The organism is Thermoplasmata archaeon (genome assembly GCA_036395115.1).
GTDB lineage: Archaea > Thermoplasmatota > Thermoplasmata > RBG-16-68-12 > RBG-16-68-12 > RBG-16-68-12.
Window position 1 is genome coordinate 1 of record DASWDU010000005.1, and the last position, 17,784, is coordinate 17,784.

Consider the following 17,784-nt stretch of genomic DNA (forward strand, 5'->3'; position numbering starts at 1 on the left):
TGCCGATGTCGGCGACGATCGCCGAGCCGGTCACCGAGAGGATCGTCGCGCCTAAGAGCAGGACGCGGATGCCGAACGAGTGGGTGTTCGTGACCTGCATCGTGCCGACGATCGTGCCGCTCGGGCCGGAGAGGTGGACGACCTGGGAGACGCGCGCGACGATCGTCAGGCCGGCGTCCTGGTAGAGCAGGAAGTCCGTGCGGAGGATGTCCGGCTTCGCGACGACGGTCGCGAGGAGGAGGACGGAGAGGATGGGCAGGGGCGCGTAGTAGCGCTTGCGGCCCCAGGGCGCCGGACGGAAAGGGCTGCGTCGGATCTCACGCATCTCAACAACCTCGGAGGTGGGACGCGTGCATCCGACGGTCCCACCCGCGGGTGCACGCCGGTCCGAGGACTTAATGCTTCCCAGGGGTCGAAATTTTGGTCTAGGCGGCGTAGAGCTGGATGGTCTTGGCATCTGGGTCGGGCGCTGGCTCTGGATGAGACGCATGTCCGAACAGCACGACGGAGTGGTCTCTGTGGGCCGCGATCGACTTGGAGGCGAAGGAGGTCCTCGCCGTCCACCCACGACGACGCGGTCGCGCTTCGACGCGATGGTATTCTTCGCGAAGGTCTCCGCTGGTGTCGGAACCGGCGGCTCAGTCTCGATGGAGACGTGGTCCACTTCTACAATTGGGAGGCGTTAGGTTGACAGTCTCCGAACCTTCCGGCGCAACCCTATTATACCCTGACGGAAACTGCGCCACCGCCACCATGGAGAGATTTCGTGGAAGTCATTGACGACGCCGAGGCGGCCGGCCGGAGCCTCGAGGCCGAAGGCACGCGAACCGACTTCATTGTCGCGATTCCCGCGTTCAACGAGGGTCCGACGATTGGCTCGGTGGTCCTGAAGGCGAAGCAATACGCCGACGAAGTGGTGGTCGTCGACGACGGGTCCTCGGACGATACCGCGGAGGTGGCGGCCCTCGCGGGGGCGCACGTGATCCGCCATGCGAGGAATTTGGGCAAGGGCATGGCCGTCCGCAGCGCGTGGCTCTACGCGCGGGAGGAGGACGCGGACGCGCTCGTCCTGTTGGACGGAGACCACCAGCACGAACCGAAGGACATCCCTCGACTCGTGGACCCGATCCGAGCGGGACGCGCGGACGTCGTGCTCGGCGTGCGATGGGGGAAGACCTCCGGGATGCCGATGTACCGTCGATTTGGAAAGCGGGCCCTCGACTACGCGACGGCGGCCGCCGGGAAGAATGGCATGCTCACAGACTCCCAGTCCGGGTTCCGCGTCTTCTCCCGGCACGCCCTTGCATCGCTCGAACCGGCCGAAAACGGCCTCGCCATCGAGTCCCAAATGCTTCTGGAAGCTCAGGAGAAGAATCTTCGCATCGAGGAGGTTAGCATCGATGCCCGATACGACGTCGGAGGGTCGACAATTTCTCCGGGAAGGCATGGCACGAGCGTCCTCGGGCGGATCATCACGCTGGTATCGGAGAAGAGGCCGCTTTTTTTCTTCGGCGTATTCGGCGCCATCCTCCTGTTGATTGCCGCAGCGCTCGGAGTCATCCTGCTCCAAATCTACTACACGAGCCGCGATTTCGCCATCGGCTACGCGTTCATCGTGGTGCTCTTCGGAACTGTAGGAATCGTCTCAATCTTCATCGGAATCACCCTTAACGCGCTGCGGCGGATATCCCCGAAATGATTATTCCACTTTGAGGCAGGGACTTCTTGGCCAAAGAGAATGGGAAACGGGCGTTGGTCGCTGGCGCGGGCGGCTTCATTGGACACCATCTTGTGAAACATCTGAAGACCAAGGGAATCTGGGTTCGCGGCGTGGATGTCAAGAAACCTGAATTTGAGCCGAGCCCGGCTGATGAATTCTTGGCTGCCGACCTAAGGGAGTACGCCAACTGTCGTCAAGCGGTCCAAGGGGTCGAAGACGTGTACCAGCTCGCCGCAGACATGGGAGGCATCGGCTACATAACCTCGAACTTTGCCTCCCTGACGCGGAACAATGTCCTCATCAATTCCAACTTGCTGGAGGCGGCCCGCGAAGTGGGAGTCGCTCGGTATCTGTACGCGTCTTCTGCGTGCATCTACCCCGGCCATCTTCAGAAGAGCGAAGATGTGGCCCCTCTCAAGGAGAAGGACGCGATCCCCGCCGATCCCGAGCCCGGGTACGGATGGGAGAAACTCTTCACCGAACAGCTTGTGCAGTACTACCGTGATGACTACGAACTCGACACGCGAATCGTTCGCCTCCATAACGTCTACGGACCCCAGGCCACTTATGAGGGGGGGCGAGAGAAGGCGCCCGCCGCAATCTGCCGCAAGGTTGCGGAGGCCGAGGCAGAGTCGGCGATCGAGGTTTGGGGGGACGGTGAGCAGACCCGCAGCTTCTGCTATGTCGACGATTGCGTCGAAGGTCTCTCACGGCTCATGGACTCCGGCTTCCCGGAACCCCTCAACCTCGGAACCGATGAACTTGTCAGCGTGAACCAGCTCGTGGATATGGTTTGCGAGATCGCTAGAAAGCCCCTGAAGCGGGAATACGACCTGACCAAACCGCAGGGTGTTCGCGGCAGGAACAGCGACAACAGCCTCTTGCGGAAGGTGCTGAGGTGGGAGCCGAAAATCAGTCTGAGAGGAGGCCTGGGTGTCACGTACCCTTGGATCTGGGACCGACTTAACGAAAGAGGACGAGCCAAGCCACCTGCACCGGTTGGGGTTCGCCGAGAACCCAGCGTGCGGGTACGAGCATGAAGATACTCGCATTAGCCTCAACACTGGACTTGAAATACGGGTTGGGGTGCACCCCGTCGTGGTGGCAGCTGCTGAAGGGATTCCAAGAAACCGGCAACGAGGTCATCGCGATCCCGTACCTCGGAGACCCCGTGCAGAGCCTATGGTGGCGCACCTACGAGAATCCGTGCTCTTGGCAGAGCAAACTCTTCAATGCTCTCTCCAGGGTTCGGTCCGATCATCTCAACGGCAAAGTTGGGCCCTCTGCCGCCGTCTCTAAGTTCCTCGTGAAGAACCACATACGCCCTCGCTGGAAAAGACACCTGGACTACGTTCTCTCGAAGGAGAAGGATGTGGACTTCGTCTTCATGATGAACATCCCGGTCAATCACTTCACCGGCCTGCCGAGCCACATGAGGGACGAGTACGGCGTGAAGGTCGCGTACTATGAGGGCGACATGCCCACCATCTTGCCCCAGCACGCGCTGGCCCGGGAGTTCAAGTTCAGCTACTACGTGGATGCCGACCTGTCGGAATACGACGTCTTTTTCTCCAATTCCAAAGGCGCGATTCCTGCCATCAAGAACATGGGAGGGAGAGATGTTCGTCCGCTGTATTGGGCGGCCGACCCCGACCTTTGCAAACCGCTTGAGGCAGCGAAAGAGTACGACGTCTCCTTCTATGGCCACGGGTCCCAGTTGCGCGAGGAATGGCTGGCGAAGCTCATTGCGGAACCGAGCCAACGAAATCCGGAGATTCACTTCGTCGTTGGCGGCAGAGACCTCCGCGTTCCCCTCGGGAAAGCAGAGTTTGTTGGGCCTGTCCCCTATTCCGAATTCGGTCGTTTTGTGAGCCGTTCGAGAATTAGTCTGAATATCACAAGAAGCAGTCATGCGACGGTCTACGCATCTGCGACTTCGCGGCCCTTCGAGCTTGCGGCGTTTGGGGCCTGCATGGTCTCCCAGCCGTACGAAGGCATCCAAGAGTGGTTCGAGGTCGGAAAGGAGCTGCTCGTTGTCGGAAGCGCGAACGAGGCTTCGGAAGTCTATGGCACACTCCTCGCGGACCGTGAGGCGGCGAACGAATTGGGCCGTCGAGCGCGGCGGCGAATCTTGACGGAGCATACATTCCACCATCGGGCCAAAGAGGTGGTTGCTGCGTTACGATCGGCGCCATGAAAGGGGTGTCACAAAGTGGGCCCTCGCAAGTGTGTCTCAGAGAGAGGGAAGAACCAGAGGCGTTGGAGTTCCCATCCATGCGCGTCAGAGCGGCAGAGATCGTCCCTTGGAACGTTCTCTTTCCAGACTGTATCCAATGAGACCCCACAAATACGTGAAGCCTACTCCGCGAGTCGCCAACGGACTCCGTGCCGAAGTCCTACGAAAGTAATGCGCCTGCGGCATAGAAGGAGTACTCACACGATGTACGGTTCATTGCCACGTTTAGAAAGACGCGAATAGTATGTCCCATTCCCTCGCCAAGAGGAGACTTCCAGCTAGCCTCCCGCCTGCAAAGAGCCGGGTTACGGGGTTCGAGTACATCCCAATGAGCTTTGTGGATGATCTCAAGCAAGCGTTTGAAAGGCTCAACTGGAGAAAGTTCATCAAGCGTGATTCTCGTGTGTTTGTGAAACCGAACTTCACGCTGCCATTCTACAAGCCGGGCGTCACAACTACAGAGTCTGTGGTCGAGGCCACGCTTGAGATTCTGAAGGATCGAGCCTCAGAAGTATTTCTTGGAGAGTCCGATGGAGGAGCCAATTCCTTCACGGCTGACTACTCGCTTCATGGCCACGGGATGCCGGAGATTTGCCGTCGTACCGGTGCGACTTTGCTGAACCTTTCAAGTGCGCAACGAAGGAGAGTTAAGGAAACCATCAACAGGATCCCGGTTGAGGTCACTCTACCAAAGCAGCTACTTGAAATTGATGAATCAGTTTCGATACCTGTCATGAAAGTCCATGCCGTAACGGGCGTGTCCCTATCCTTGAAGAACATGTGGGGATGCCACCCCGATGGGATGCGGCTTGTCGATCACACGCATCTTTCGGAGCGACTCGCGCTAATCGCAAAGGTTGTTAACTTGAGATTCGCAGTAGTAGACGCCATCTACGGGCTCACCAGACGCGGTCCAATGCATGGCGACCCAATAAAAGTTGGAGCAGTCCTGGTCGGCGACAACCCGGTCGCTATCGATGCGACAGCAACACGGATGATGGGGTTTCGTGCCGAGGAAATCGATCACATAATTGGGGCAAATAGGGCGGGCCTTGGTCCTCACCGAGAAGGGGAAATTGATGTAGTCGGGGACTTGTCACCGTTCCAACAACACTTCAAGCTCAAGTCCACAATTGTTGACCGACTGGGAAGCCTCACATTTCGCAGTGAGTATCTTACGAGACTGGTTTTCGATTCGGCGCTCTCTAGGCCGATATATGCGGCGGTAGGTCGCAAGTTTCGAAAGAAAATCCTAAAACCCGGAGACGAACTTTGAATGCCGAGATCCCTCCGATTGCTCCAAGTTACCCCATACGCGGCGGCAGGTCCGAGGTTTGGAGGGATACCACTCTCGGTAAGGGTTACGTCTGACGCACTAGAGGAGAGAGGTCATCATGTTACGGTCTGGACGAGCGATTTGGGAGCGAATCCCGGAATCGACTCAGAGTCGACGAACACCGGGGTATGTATTCGTTACTTCCCTGCCAAGTGGAAATCGGTCGGGGAAAAGATCAATTCACCTATCGTTCCAGAGATCATGCTGGCAGGAAGAACTGGCTTGGCTGAGTTCGATCTCATTCACATGCATGGATATTGGAATCTCTTTGCGCCCAGCCTTGCACGAGTCGCCTCGATCGCGAAAGTTCCTTTTGTGGTCCAGCCACGAGGCTCACTATCGGAATACGCACTGCGTGGCTTCGCGAAACGAGTATTCGACTTCTTGTTTCGACGGACGATCGTGAGTCGTACGACACTGGCAATTGCTCTGACTCCAGCCGAGAAACGGGAGATGATCGCAAGGGGTTTCGAAGAGTCGCAGACTGAGGTTATCCCAAACTTCGTCACCGGTCCTTCATTTGATTTACCCACTCGAAAGGCAGCCAGAAGGCATATTGGGCTGCCGCCGAATCGCCCAGTAATCCTGTTTCTTGGACGACTCCATGCTGCGAAAGGAATAGAACGTCTCATTTCGGCCTTCGCTGATGTTAGGCGGATCCTGCCAGAATCGATTCTTGTTGTCGCCGGTCCAGATGAAGGTCGGTTGGCAGATCTTCTCGGCCACTCCAGGTCACTGAATTTGCCAGATGTTCTTTTTCCGGGGCCTCTGCACTCCGACTTGAAATGGCTTGCTCTTCGTGCTGCTGATGTCTTTTGCCTGCCCTCGCGCTCGGAAGGATTTCCGCGCGTGCTGCTGGAGGCGATGGTTGTTGGAACGCCTGTGGTGCTTTCGAATCAAGTGCACATACAGTATCTGGCGGAAGAAGGCGCTGCTCTATTCGTCAACCCGACACCAAAAGACCTCAGTGAGTCTCTTGTGACTGTATTGAGGGATAGTGGTTTGAGATCCGAACTTGTGCGACACTCTCAAGAGTGCCTGGAGAAGCACTTTAGCAAGACTATCGTCACGAGCCATCTCGAAGAGGCTTATCTAAGAGCGATTGATATTCGTCGAGGGGAGTCAGCCAGCCACTCTAGGAATCATTCCGGGAGAGTTGATGATGCCGCCTACTCCTGAACCTCAAAGATCTGTGGAAAATCAGTTGGCTTTGGCTTTCGACCAAGACGGCCGAGTGCCCCAGGGTGCGCAGACGCAGGTGATTGACGGCCGCCTTAGGCAGGTCCAAGCAGCCCTCCGGGTTTCATCCGAAGAGACCAAACCAGATAACTTCGCCATCCATACAATCAGGATGCACCAGGCCAACCCATCCAAGCTCCTTCCTGAACCGTAGGTTCGGACATGTGCGGGATCGCCGGTTACGTCGGACCCGATTCCCGCGCAGCACTGAAGAAGACGATTGCGATGCTGTCGCACCGCGGACCTGATGACTTAGGAATCTATTTGTCCGATGGCATTGGACTCGCAAACGCCAGGTTGAGTATCATTGACATAGAAGGAGGGCACCAGCCGCTTGCGGGAGAGGATGACCTTGTCTGGGTCACTTTCAACGGGGAACTTTTCAACTTTCCCGCGGAAAGATCAAACCTAGAACGAAAGGGACACAGATTCCGAACCAATTCAGACACAGAGATTCTTGTTCACCTGTACGAGGAACATGGACCGCTCTTCGCCGAGCGACTGAACGGCATGTTCGCGTTCGCCATTTGGGATGAACGCCTGCGAACTCTCTACCTAGCGAGAGATTACGCCGGCATGAAACCTCTGTACTACACCTCAGCCAACAACAATACCTTTTGGTTCGCATCAGAAATCAAAGCTCTCCTCCCAACTCAGAGCCACCCCTCACCGAATGTCGAAGCACTTTCAGACTTCCTCCGACTTGGCTACATTCCGGATCGTAGAACAATGTTTCGAGGTATATTCAAGCTGGGGGCGGGGCAAATCTTGAAGGTGTCATCCGAAGGTCAGCAACTGACATCTTACCACAAGTTCCACCCGGATCTGGGGGTGATGCTTGACGATCGGGCTTACGAGGCAAAGCTCCGTTTCGAACTCAATCGGGCTGCCGATGACTGGCTGATGTCAGACGTTCCGGTGGGATGCTTCCTTTCGGGTGGACTCGACTCGAGCCTCGTGGCCGCTTTGGTCGCGAAACGCGTTAGGGGGGAGATACGGTCTTACACAGCTTGGTTTGGCCCGGATTTTTCCAGCGAGTTGCGGGCGGCAAGAGCTGTCGCGGAAAAGCTGTCCCTTCTCTCAGAGGAGGTGCTGGTTGGTCCAAGCCAGGTAGTCAAGGATCTCCGATCAATTGCGTGGTCGCATGACGAGCCAGTGTCCGATCCCGCCGTAATACCCACTTTTTTCGTTTCAAAGGAAGCCGCGCGGAACGTCAAGGTCGTCTTCGCCGGAGAAGGTGCAGACGAGTTGTTCGGGGGATATCCTCATCACCGATTCTTTGGGTACTGGATGGCGTTCAAGAGCGGGAGATTTCACCACCAAGCTGCCAGGATGCCGCAACCCACGAGTCACCTGGTGTCATTGGCCAGCAAGGTGGTAATCCCAGGTTACTCCTTCGCCGAGCGGTACCTAACTTTCCAGACGATCTTCGAACCGGAACTTGTCCGCAGGCTCGCTCCCAGCCTTCCTCCAGGAATTTCTGCTTCTCTTTTCGCTGGGATACTTCACGGGAACGGATTGCCTAGCCTGAACTTGATGCTCCTTTGCGATACGATGACGCGTCTAGCGGAAAGTTACATGATGAAAGCCGATAAAGCAACCATGGCCCACTCAGTTGAGGAACGATCGCCCTATCTGGACAAGCCTTTAATGGACTTCGCCTTCTCAGTTCCTGCCCGTCTCAAGATTACACCTCCTAGGGGGAAGCTTCTTCTGCGAAAGGTTGCGAAAGACCTGCTCCCTCGCTCGATCGTTCGACGACGGAAGGTTGGGTACGGCGTACCGGTTCGAGGATGGGTTCGGAGCGAGGTGGGCGAGTGTTTGGAGGCGCATATCTTTGAGAGCCAGTTGGTGAAGAGCTTGATGGACCAGACGGTAGTTTCTCGAATAGTGCGGAGTCGTCAGATTAGGCCTTACCAATTTTGGCTCTTAGGCAGCTTGGCACTCTGGGACTCGGTTTTCTTCCGAGAGAGTCTTCCAAACTTCGCATAACAATTCATCCTTGATGGTGAGGAGGGCAAAGATGAATCGTCTGATCGGAGTCCCGGTTGCGATCCTCTACGAGGTCTTCTGGACCAGATTTGTCCCTGTGAAATGCTTGTGAAGTGATTCAAATGGCTACGCTGGCGTTTGTAACTGACTGCCCTCCGGATTCCCAAAGCGCGGTACACCGAGTGAGCTACGTTGTTGAGGAACTCGCCAAACAGGGCCATCTGACTAAATCATTCTTCGGAAAACGGGGTGGCATCGCCGGTCATGTTTACTCTCGAATGACGCTCGGCGCCGCCGTGAAGTGCCTGAGTGCTATCCCCCAAGCGGACGTCCTAGTCGTACACAGGGCCGGAGATCCGATTACGGCACTTCTCATCAAAGTTCAAAAAAGGCTGGGTGGGATGTTGGTTTTTGATATCGACGACGCTGTCTACCTCCGATGGAACATCCTTACAATGTCCATCCCGCAAATTGTGAAGGCGAGCGACTTCGTAGTAGTCGGAAGTCACGAGATTGCGAACTACTGCCGACAGTGGAACAAGAACGTACATATCATTCCAAGCGGCGTTGATACTAATCTCTTTCATCCAAGTTCTCGGGTGAGGAGTAAGCACAAGCCGGTCGTTGGATGGCTCGGAGATGGACGCGTCCATGGAAGGAACCTTGAGGTCCTCGTAGAGCCGCTTTTGGCTCTAGCGGACCGCTGCGATTTCAAGTTCAAGATGGTGAGCGCGCTCGGATCCTCGTATATTCGTGGAGCATTCTCCAAACTTGCCGCCCGCATCGAGATCGACTTCGGCCTTCGACGATGGGTAGACATTTCACTCATACCTGAAATGGTCAGCGATTTCGACGTTAGCGTTATGCCATTGATCGATGATGACTTCAACCGCGCCAAAGGTGGTCAGAAGCTGCTCGAATCCATGTCGATGGAAATACCAGTGGTTGCGAGCGCTGTCGGCGAAAACAAGTATATCGTAAGTCACGGCTCTGACGGGCTTCTTGTCTCTTCAGCCGATGAGTGGGAGGCAGCGCTCGCGTCGCTTCTGAACGACCCAGAACGACGTCACACCTTTGGAAAAGCAGGCCGTCGAAAGATTCTCGAGCGCTATTCCAAGGACGTTTGTGCTTCTCACTTCGCGAGAATCTTGGAAGCCACGAGAACAAGGACGACAACATAGGATGGACGGAATTGAAGCGACTTAACGTCGTGCTCGCCTTCATACTACTGGGCATTCTCGGCTGGCTGATACGCGTATCCTCCTGGAGCGGTCTCTCTCCCGTTCGCGGAAGATACACTCCTGGAGTTGACTTCGCTGCCTTCTACACGATAACTCACGGCAGAATCCAGCCGCTCATCCCGTCAACGACTTACACGGGCAACCTCGCCAACGGAATGATCTACCTCGGCGAATACGCAAGAGCGCTACTTAACGCTCCCTTACTGCTCGTGACCGGCCTCGGGTCGTTAGACCAGGGATTGCTGTTCTATGCTGTCACCCCTTGGCCTGCGATACTTGTCCTCCCTCTTACTATCATCCTGGGCGTCCATGCCACCATGCTCGCTAGCCGGGCACCAGCGCAGGCTACTGCCAACGGGAAGGTTTACCTACTCGCGTATGGACTCGCGGTTCTTGGCTTTCCGTCGTTGATACTTCTTACGACCTCATCGGCGACAATGGATTACTTCGGCTGGATCTTCGCTGGGCTGCTATTCTACGTGCTGGTGCGACAACGAACGATTCTTAGCGCACGCTCAAAGTTCGCTGCGATGGGCATCTTGTTTCTTTTCAATCTTCAAGGCTATCACCATACCACGTCTCTCTTTGTCGCGCTGATGCTTGGGGGAGTGGTCGTTGTCCAGTACTATGTCCGGCCGCGAGTTAGAGTCCTAAGTCCCTCGCTTGTCGTCCTGTACGGGGTCGTGCTGGTCTCCTACATTCTCTACCTGACTCTCGCATTCAATGGATACTTCCTAGCCGTCACAGATTCGTTAGGAAACCTTCTGGATGGAATCCTCGGAATTGGCCGGTACGACCCTCTCGCAAGCATCAATGCCAGCAACCAATTTTCCCCGACAAGAATCGTTCTGAGAATCGTAGACGTAACTCTGATCATTGTGGTATTGTCGACCGTTTCCGTCCGAATCGCAAGGAGAAGAGTCGCAGACCCGACAGGATTGACAGTGGCAGGATTCACAGTGGGCATGGCGGCTGCCGCCATCTTCGCAGTCGGATGGGGTGGATTTGGAGAATCCTTCCTTCGAATCTCAGCAATCGCCGCGGTCGTATCGATACTCGGACTTGGCTGGCTGCTCGTCAACTCGGCTGAACGCCAGCGAAAAGCTCTTACCGTACTCGCTGTCTCGGTAATTATTGTTTCTCCGCTTGTCTTCCTGAGCGGCACACCGGCTCTTCGGCTAAACGAACACCAGTCCGAATGGTCAGCTATCGGATGGCTAGGTACGCGCGCGCCGAAGAACCTCACGGTTTTCTCTGACAGCAGACTTGCAAGTCCACTGATTTACTACGGAATTCGTACACCCATAGGTTTTGAGGACGAGGGGGTCTCCCTCGCGAATTCATCCGTCTTACTCGGCATCTACTACGACTTCTTCAGATCGGAAGGCCCCGACAACTCGACGCAAGCAATCTGTTCGATCAACAGATTGTACAGCAGCAACGTTGATTTCGTCCTCTACTCCAGGTACTTCGCCGACCCAAGAACCGGCGTAGTCGGCTATCTAGACACGTATGCGCCGGCGAACGATGACGCTCTTGCGCATCTTGAGAACTCAGCCACGTTCCAACTCGTTTACGACTCCGGTTCGACTTCGGCCTTCGCGTTATCCACCACCGCAAACATTTGCTAATAGCTCGCGTAATGAATTCCCTTTCACCATAAACAGGTGACATCAATGCCGCTCGCGGACCCGACTTGATGAGATCCTGTGCCCATTGCTATATCCTAGGACGACCGATTGATCACCCTACCAAGGTTCACCCTGGAGCGTGCGGTTGACAGTCACCGGAGGCACTGTGCGTCCCGGGCCTGGTTCGGCCAGGGGAACAACTTACCTATAATAGGCACGGCTCGTTTCCGCTGCTTCGTTGAAGTGCCTAGTGACCGGGTGCGCCGGTTTCATCGGAGCGCGTACCGCCATCCGTTTCCTATCCGAGGGCTCCGACGTAATTGGAATAGATAACTTTGATCCATACTACTCCCGGGAGGCGAAGGAGGCTAACCTATCGCGCCTGGAGCAGTACTCCGAGTTCAAGTTCGTGGAGGGGGATTTGAACGAAATCGAATTAGATCCCATTCTGGGCTCGACACACACAGTCATCCACCTCGCTGCACAGCCCGGAGTACGTGCAAGTTGGGGCGATGGCTTTTCCCGTTACTTGAGGAACAACGTGTTGACGACGCACCGACTCCTCGATCGATGCTCATCTATCCCCTTACGGAGTTTTGTCTATGCGAGCTCCGCCTCAGTTTACGGTCAGCCGTCCAAGTTGCCCGTCGAGGAAGACGATCCCACAGATCCGATTTCTCCTTACGGCCTCACAAAGCTTTTTGCGGAACACTTGTGCGTGATGTATCAAGGACGGTTTCGAGCACCGATAGCGAGACTCCGTTATTTCACCGTCTACGGTCCGGGACAGCGTCCCGACATGCTGATACATCGAGCAATCGATTCGGCCCTCCGGGGGCTTACGCTAGAGATCTTTGGAGATGGGCGCCAGAAGCGCGACTTTACTTTTGTGGAAGATGTGGCTCAAGCGAACTGGCTGGCTGCGACCAAACTTTTAGGCCCCTTTGTTTCCAACATTGCAAGTGGCCGTCCCGTTAGTGTCAACAAGGTGTTGGACCTCATTGAGGAAGAAACAGGCGGGAAAATACAGGTGCGACACCTTCCCAGAGCAGAAGGGGATCCTCAAGAGACCGTCGCAGCTACCAAGCGCGCGAGTGCAACAATCGACTTTCGGGTGATGACACCTCTCAAGGACGGAATACACAAACAGGTTGAGTGGCAACGAGCGCTCGAGTTCAGCGGATGGCGTTGAGAAAAGGGTTACTTCTTGTCCGCGAATACGAGACAGACTGGATGGGCGCCCGTCATGGCCCATTCGGCGGCGTGGCTGACAGAATGAAGCACGAGAGTTTGGCTCTCCATGGTTCGGAAACCGCGAACCGGGCGATTCGTCGTGTGATTAGCTGGGCAGCCATCGCTCTTGGCCCGTACATGACCGCCCGGATTTCGCAGGAGCTTGCATCGCGCCGCGGCGTGGATGCCTGGGTACAATTCGCTTTCGATCCCAAAGTGGCAATCAGACCGGTGCTATTCCGGGTTCTCTTTTCCTTGCGTCCTCATCAGCGGCCGGCTGAGATACTCCAGCTACTTCGCCTGCTGGCCCCCGAACGGCCTCGGCGCGTACTAGAGGTCGGCAGTGCCGCTGGGGGAACCCTATTTCTTTTCGCTCGCGCCTCGGCACCGGATGCGCTTCTGATTGGGATGGATCTTGCGCCAAGACACGGTGGAGGGCTCTCAAACTGGAGGGCTGCATTTTTCGAAAAGACGTTTCCACTCCCCCCTCAAATTGTACGCGTCGTACGCGGGGATTCGCACGATCGCGCCACTGTTGCCCGAGTCCGGGAGACGCTGGCCAACGAGCCCCTGGATTTCCTCTTCATCGATGGGGACCACTCCTACAACGGGGTCCGCCTCGACTTTGAGCTGTATTCACCCCTCGTGCGCACTGGTGGACTGATTGCCCTCCACGACATTATGCCTGACTCCTTGCATCGCTGTGGACGCCGAACGATTGCCGACACTGGAGACGTACCACGATTCTGGTCGGAGCTAGTCGGACGCCACCGAACTGACCACGAAATCATCGAAATTGTCGAGAATCCTGACCAGGACGGGTTCGGTATCGGAGTCTTGCGGGCGTGACCAGGAGTACCTCTCAGCCGAGCCTAAGGTGGACGTCGAACCGGCCCCTTCGAGGCGATACCTGTCGGGAAGAAGCGCCGGGGGGGAAAAACTAAACAAGGGCGATACTTGTCCTTTCTCGAGAGGATTGCAGTGCGGCTGCACTTCCAAGCGAAGCCATGGGACCTGTACCTCTCCTTTGCCTATACGACCGTCATCTCGGTTGCCCTCCTCTCCATCGGCATCGGCAATTACGTCGCGATATTCACCGTCATCTTTTTTCCCGGCTACGTCCTACTCTCGGCTCTCTTTCCAACGAGGAATGAGATTGATTGGATTGAGAGAATTGCCTTGTCCTTCGGTTTGAGCATCGCCGTCACTCCCTTGCTGACCCTCGTCCTAAACTTCACGCCCTGGGGCATCAACCTTGTCTCGGTGGTCGGCGCGATTGACCTGTTCATGGTTCTCGCAGGAATCCCTGCCTATCGGCGGAGGATGCGCCTTCCAGCAAGCGATCGCCTCTCAATGACCTTTGATGTAACGTGGCCCTCCTGGGGGGACTACACAACTAGTGACAAAATTCTAACGGCGTGCCTTACGATGAGCATTGGCATTGCAGGCGCCACGCTCGCCTACGTACTCACGTCCCCGGAGCTCCGCGAACGCTTCACGGAGTTCTATCTCCTCGGCCCCGGTGGAAATGCCTCCGGCTACCCGACGGCCCTCAACATCTCCCAGCGTGGTTCCGTCATCCTCGGGATCGTAAACCACGAGGCCATGAGCGTGAGCTACACAGTCCGTATCGATCTCGTCGGTGTGAGGGTCTCCTTTAACGCCACGTCGGGCTCCAACGAGACCGTCGAGGTCAACCGCACGACCTGGTCCACGTTCAACGTCACCTTGGCCGACGGCCGGAACTGGACTCAACCCTACACGTTCCAAATCAACGACACGGGCCTGTGGAAGGTCCAGTTCCTCCTCTTCAAGGACGGCGATGTCTCGAGCGCGTATCGGAAGCTCCACCTGTACGTCACTGTGACGTGACGCCCTTCAGATCCCCATCGCCTCCCGGTCCTCCCTCGTCAGCGCGACCTTCCGCGCGTGGACGTCGGCTCGGAGATCCTCGAGCAGCGCCGCGACCCTCGCGGCGTCCTCCGTCCGCACGATCACCACGCCCCGGATCAGCCGCACGTGGGGCACCTCGTCCAGGAGGCCCTTCCTCCGGTACACGTACTTCCCGCCGTGGCTCGACGTCCGCTGCCCGTACAGGCGCTTCGCGAGCTCGCTCGCCCGGTCCCGGTCGTACCGCGCCAGCCGGAAAGCAATCAGGACCCACGACGCCACCGAAGGCGTTGGCGAAGGAACCCGGACGAACGGCGCCTCTCCTCTCCGCCAGCCGGACACGGCCCATCGGCCCTTCGCCCACGGGCTGCTCGGTTCAATCCCCCTTCGCCCGGAGGGTCGGGCCGAGTCCGCGCGATACCGCGACCCGGGCTTCCTGAAGCCAGGCGGAGAGCGGCGGCAGCGGCTCCCGGGTCAGGCGCAGGAGCCCGGCACGGAGGAAGGGCGCCAGGGTGGCCTCCAGATCCTCGGGGAACAGCTGGTCCAGAGATCGCACGCGGACTCCTTTGAACCGGCACTTCGACGGGAAGAGGCGGCGGACGACGCCCCAGTCGAGCCGCCGGGCCTTCGAAAGCCTCCAGACGTCGTAGTAGTCGCGGACGCGGCGACGCTCCGCCATCGCGCGCAGCTTCTCGGAGACCATGTTCTCGAGGGAGTAGACGCGCACCTTCGCGCGGGGGTAGTCGAACTCGGAGGCGGGCAAGCGCCTCGAACGCAGGGGCCCGACGGGATCCTCGCGCGAGGCTTCGATCTTGACCGTGCCCGCCCCGATGGGCCCGTCGAACCGGACGCGGGCCTGGAGGTCGTCCTCCCCGGCCACGTGCGGCGCGTCTCGCAGGGCGACGCGCAGCCCGGGGGCGGCCTCCCGCACGAGGGACGCCAGATCGGCCGCGAGGACGGCGGCGACGTCCCGGGGTGCCGCGGACTCGAGGAGGGTGAAGTCCAAGTCCTCCGACAGCCGCCATGCCCCGGGGAAGTAGACCTTCGAGAGGGCCGTCCCGCCCTTCAACGCGAGGCCGGGCCCGGCCCGGGAACGGCCGATCCCCACGAGGAGCCACCCGAGGACGTAGTCCTTCTCGATGACGTCCACGGGGAACCGCCGGGTGCGGGCGAGGGACCGGAGCTCTCCGGGACGCAGCGCGTCATCCCTCCATCAGCTCGCGCGGCACGTTGATGCGGAGCTTCCACCGTTCCGTGGTCGGCCCCCTCGCGGGCAGCGCGGGATCCAGCCTCGGGTAGCCCTCGCGGAGGGGCACCTTCCGCAGGCGCGCGGCCTCCGCGGTGTGGCCGGAGGCCTCAAGGAGGTACCCGAGCCGTTTGAGGACCGCGGAGTTCCGGATCCGGCGGGCGTAGCGCAGGACCGTGGGGGAGTCCAAGGAGGCCCACGCCTCCTGGAGGGCCGCCGCGACGAGGGGAATGCCCCCGGCGTGCTCCGGATGGTCGAGGCAGTCCACGACCGTCTTCTCCGGATCCGAGAAGGAGACCTCCTCGCCCTCGATCCGCGCGCTCGTGGTACCGAACATTTTCCAGGGGCGCAGGGTGACGAAGACGATGGGCACGTCGAGCACCGTGCGCCGGCTCCGAGGCACGGTCGTCGCGACGAAGACGGCGGGTGGGGTGGCCTCCGTCATGCCATGGTAGTTGAGCGCGCTCCAGAACCCGATGTAGGAGGGGGACACGAGATGGGAGGCCAGGACGAGGCCATGGACGGTGTACGCCCGCGCGCCCTCGGGCCCGGCGTCGAGGGGCGCAATCAAATACAGGTTGCGCTTGACCCAAACCACCCAGCCCTTCTTCTCCAGCCGGTGCAGGAACCGCCTCGGGTCCACGCCGTAGGCATGGAGGTCGGCAGGCGTGAAGAAGGTCTTCCCTCGGAACGCCAGGTCCGCGAGGACCCGACTCTCGAGGCCTGACAGGCCCTTTCTATACTTGTTTCCCGTAAGGTGCCTGGACATGGTACGTTACGGAAAACGGATATCAGCCAACGCTATTATAGATTGCTGTGGGCGCCGCGACGATGGAGCGTCCCCCACGACATGTACTGCCCGGGCACCCCTTCCCTCGGACGCCTCCGCGACGACCTCGGGACCATCCTCGTCGTCTCGTGCGACGCGTGCCGCTCGATCCGGATCGATTCGGCGGACGGCCGCGGCTCGACGTGGAAGATCACCTACATCGATCCGGCGATACTCTAGGGCGAGACGGGCCTGCCGCCGGCCGGAGGCGCCTCCGCCAACGTCACGATGAAGATCCACGGGGTGCTTCAGGGTCCGGGCGGTTCCACGTCGCTGGACGGCACGCCGTACCTGCTCATCGGCATCGTGGGCACCGGCGCTGGCGCGGCCCTCGGCGTCGCATGGGTTCCTTCGGCGCAGGCGTCACCGACCGCCCGCTTCGCCGCCAGGCCCCCCGCCCTCCGACTGAGTTCGCCCCCGCGGACCTGAGGGTCGGTGGGATTCCACGCTCCGACCTCTCTCCAGTGTGGAAAGGTCCATATACCATGTCAGCAGTCTATTCTCTAGGGAACGGACGAATGCTTAGCAAGACGAAGATTTCAAAGGGATTCCAGACCGTCATCCCGTCCGCGGTGCGCGACCGCTTCGACGTCGAGCCGGGAGACTACGCGGAGTGGGAGGAGGGCCCCCAAGGCCTCGTGGTCCGCTTCCGGAAACGCAAGCGGCTTCGCGACCTCGCGGCGATCGGCACGGCCCTGGCCGACGCGGTCGAGGTCAAGAAACGCGTCCAGCGCGGGTTGCGATGATCTTCGTAGACTCCTCCTACTTCATCGCGGTCGCAAACCGCGAAGACCGATGGCATGGAGACGCAAAACGCCTCACGCGTCGGCTCGAGCGCGAAGACCTTCTCACGTCGGAGCTCGTGTTGTCGGAGGCGGTGACGGGTGTGGGCTCTGTCCTTGGAGGGAAGGCGGGCAAGGAGGCCTACGACGTCATCGTTGACAACTGCGCCATCGAACTTGCCACCCCCGAACGGTGCGCCCGGGCGATCACCGTGTTCCGCCACTACGACGGGTCGCTCTCCTTCGCGGATGCGGTCTCGGTTGTCCTGATGCAGGAGCGGGGCGCGCAGACGATCGCCTCTTTCGATAGCGACTTCGACAAGGTTCGCGGCATCGAGCGTCTCGCATAGCGGATGGGGATTCGGGTCGCGGGATTGTATCGGGACCGACTCGCTTCGGCCCGCCGCTG

At 58.6% G+C, this 17,784-nt stretch carries 19 protein-coding genes; 15 read left to right on the forward strand and 4 right to left on the reverse strand.

Features of this window, described 5'->3' with window-relative positions; all coding sequences use genetic code 11:
* A partial coding sequence (locus tag VF992_00705) for a hypothetical protein (GenBank protein HEX9339683.1) occupies positions 1 to 325 on the reverse strand: 325 nt, incomplete at its 3' end.
* Between the two features lie 441 nt (positions 326 to 766).
* On the opposite strand from VF992_00705, the gene VF992_00710 reads away from it, so the two are divergent.
* The 11 genes from VF992_00710 to VF992_00760 all read left to right on the forward strand — a co-directional run bounded on the left by VF992_00710 (position 767) and on the right by VF992_00760 (position 14,500).
* Positions 767 to 1,699, forward strand: a complete 933-nt coding sequence (locus VF992_00710) for a glycosyltransferase family 2 protein (protein HEX9339684.1) — start codon at positions 767 to 769, stop codon at positions 1,697 to 1,699.
* Positions 1,700 to 1,725: 26 nt separating this feature from the next.
* The gene (locus VF992_00715) at positions 1,726 to 2,760 is read left to right on the forward strand and encodes an NAD-dependent epimerase/dehydratase family protein (GenBank protein HEX9339685.1); all 1,035 of its coding nucleotides are present in this window, start codon (positions 1,726 to 1,728) and stop codon (positions 2,758 to 2,760) included.
* Entirely contained in the window at positions 2,757 to 3,917 is a 1,161-nt protein-coding gene (locus tag VF992_00720; protein HEX9339686.1) for a glycosyltransferase, read from the forward strand. Before VF992_00715 ends, VF992_00720 begins: the two co-directional genes overlap by 4 nt.
* Positions 3,918 to 4,200: 283 nt before the next feature.
* A complete protein-coding gene (locus tag VF992_00725; GenBank protein ID HEX9339687.1) occupies positions 4,201 to 5,232 on the forward strand; it encodes a DUF362 domain-containing protein in 1,032 nt (343 codons plus the stop codon).
* Positions 5,233 to 6,471 carry a glycosyltransferase gene (locus tag VF992_00730; GenBank protein HEX9339688.1) on the forward strand — a complete coding sequence of 413 codons (1,239 nt, stop codon included), beginning with the start codon at positions 5,233 to 5,235 and terminating at the stop codon, positions 6,469 to 6,471. It abuts the gene before it with no gap.
* Positions 6,472 to 6,693: 222 nt separating this feature from the next.
* Entirely contained in the window at positions 6,694 to 8,523 is a 1,830-nt protein-coding gene (gene asnB, locus VF992_00735; GenBank protein HEX9339689.1) for an asparagine synthase (glutamine-hydrolyzing), read from the forward strand.
* Positions 8,524 to 8,645: 122 nt separating this feature from the next.
* Positions 8,646 to 9,704 (forward strand): glycosyltransferase family 4 protein, encoded by a 1,059-nt coding sequence (locus VF992_00740; GenBank protein ID HEX9339690.1) that lies wholly within the window; start codon positions 8,646 to 8,648, stop codon positions 9,702 to 9,704.
* A 29-nt stretch (positions 9,705 to 9,733) separates the two neighbouring features.
* Positions 9,734 to 11,395 (forward strand): hypothetical protein, encoded by a 1,662-nt coding sequence (locus VF992_00745; protein HEX9339691.1) that lies wholly within the window; start codon positions 9,734 to 9,736, stop codon positions 11,393 to 11,395.
* A gap of 250 nt (positions 11,396 to 11,645) precedes the next feature.
* Complete coding sequence (locus VF992_00750; GenBank protein ID HEX9339692.1) at positions 11,646 to 12,587, forward strand: NAD-dependent epimerase/dehydratase family protein; 942 nt, start codon at positions 11,646 to 11,648, stop codon at positions 12,585 to 12,587.
* Complete coding sequence (locus tag VF992_00755; GenBank protein ID HEX9339693.1) at positions 12,578 to 13,477, forward strand: class I SAM-dependent methyltransferase; 900 nt, start codon at positions 12,578 to 12,580, stop codon at positions 13,475 to 13,477. Before VF992_00750 ends, VF992_00755 begins: the two co-directional genes overlap by 10 nt.
* A 108-nt stretch (positions 13,478 to 13,585) precedes the next feature.
* On the forward strand, positions 13,586 to 14,500 hold the full coding sequence (locus VF992_00760; protein ID HEX9339694.1) for a DUF1616 domain-containing protein: 915 nt from the start codon (positions 13,586 to 13,588) through the stop codon (positions 14,498 to 14,500).
* Between the two features lie 6 nt (positions 14,501 to 14,506).
* Here the strand turns inward: VF992_00760 and VF992_00765 are convergent, their stop codons facing one another.
* From VF992_00765 to VF992_00775, 3 genes are all read right to left on the reverse strand, one after another.
* On the reverse strand, positions 14,507 to 14,800 hold the full coding sequence (locus VF992_00765; protein HEX9339695.1) for a hypothetical protein: 294 nt from the start codon (positions 14,798 to 14,800) through the stop codon (positions 14,507 to 14,509).
* Positions 14,801 to 14,894: 94 nt separating this feature from the next.
* Positions 14,895 to 15,668 (reverse strand): nucleotidyl transferase AbiEii/AbiGii toxin family protein, encoded by a 774-nt coding sequence (locus tag VF992_00770; GenBank protein HEX9339696.1) that lies wholly within the window; start codon positions 15,666 to 15,668, stop codon positions 14,895 to 14,897.
* A gap of 52 nt (positions 15,669 to 15,720) precedes the next feature.
* On the reverse strand, positions 15,721 to 16,533 hold the full coding sequence (locus VF992_00775; protein ID HEX9339697.1) for a type IV toxin-antitoxin system AbiEi family antitoxin: 813 nt from the start codon (positions 16,531 to 16,533) through the stop codon (positions 15,721 to 15,723).
* An 81-nt stretch (positions 16,534 to 16,614) separates the two neighbouring features.
* Between VF992_00775 and VF992_00780 the strand changes: the two genes are divergently transcribed.
* From VF992_00780 to VF992_00795, 4 genes are all read left to right on the forward strand, one after another.
* Positions 16,615 to 16,773 carry a hypothetical protein gene (locus VF992_00780; GenBank protein ID HEX9339698.1) on the forward strand — a complete coding sequence of 53 codons (159 nt, stop codon included), beginning with the start codon at positions 16,615 to 16,617 and terminating at the stop codon, positions 16,771 to 16,773.
* A 63-nt stretch (positions 16,774 to 16,836) separates the two neighbouring features.
* Complete coding sequence (locus VF992_00785; GenBank protein HEX9339699.1) at positions 16,837 to 17,022, forward strand: hypothetical protein; 186 nt, start codon at positions 16,837 to 16,839, stop codon at positions 17,020 to 17,022.
* Between the two features lie 89 nt (positions 17,023 to 17,111).
* Positions 17,112 to 17,339 carry an AbrB/MazE/SpoVT family DNA-binding domain-containing protein gene (locus tag VF992_00790; protein HEX9339700.1) on the forward strand — a complete coding sequence of 76 codons (228 nt, stop codon included), beginning with the start codon at positions 17,112 to 17,114 and terminating at the stop codon, positions 17,337 to 17,339.
* Positions 17,336 to 17,725, forward strand: coding sequence for a PIN domain-containing protein (locus VF992_00795; protein HEX9339701.1), 390 nt, complete (start codon positions 17,336 to 17,338; stop codon positions 17,723 to 17,725). Before VF992_00790 ends, VF992_00795 begins: the two co-directional genes overlap by 4 nt.
* Positions 17,726 to 17,784 lie beyond the last annotated feature (59 nt).

Bases quoted from the DNA above. Each gene is read 5' to 3' on its own strand.
- VF992_00720 (HEX9339686.1), top strand. From the start codon at position 2,757: ATGAAGATACTCGCATTAGCCTCAACACTGGACTTGAAATACGGGTTG.
- VF992_00725 (HEX9339687.1), top strand. From the start codon at position 4,201: ATGTCCCATTCCCTCGCCAAGAGGAGACTTCCAGCTAGCCTCCCGCCT.
- VF992_00730 (HEX9339688.1), top strand. From the start codon at position 5,233: ATGCCGAGATCCCTCCGATTGCTCCAAGTTACCCCATACGCGGCGGCA.
- asnB (HEX9339689.1), top strand. From the start codon at position 6,694: ATGTGCGGGATCGCCGGTTACGTCGGACCCGATTCCCGCGCAGCACTG.
- VF992_00740 (HEX9339690.1), top strand. From the start codon at position 8,646: ATGGCTACGCTGGCGTTTGTAACTGACTGCCCTCCGGATTCCCAAAGC.
- VF992_00755 (HEX9339693.1), top strand. From the start codon at position 12,578: ATGGCGTTGAGAAAAGGGTTACTTCTTGTCCGCGAATACGAGACAGAC.
- VF992_00775 (HEX9339697.1), bottom strand. From the start codon at position 16,533: ATGTCCAGGCACCTTACGGGAAACAAGTATAGAAAGGGCCTGTCAGGC.
- VF992_00780 (HEX9339698.1), top strand. From the start codon at position 16,615: ATGTACTGCCCGGGCACCCCTTCCCTCGGACGCCTCCGCGACGACCTC.
- VF992_00790 (HEX9339700.1), top strand. From the start codon at position 17,112: ATGCTTAGCAAGACGAAGATTTCAAAGGGATTCCAGACCGTCATCCCG.
- VF992_00795 (HEX9339701.1), top strand. From the start codon at position 17,336: ATGATCTTCGTAGACTCCTCCTACTTCATCGCGGTCGCAAACCGCGAA.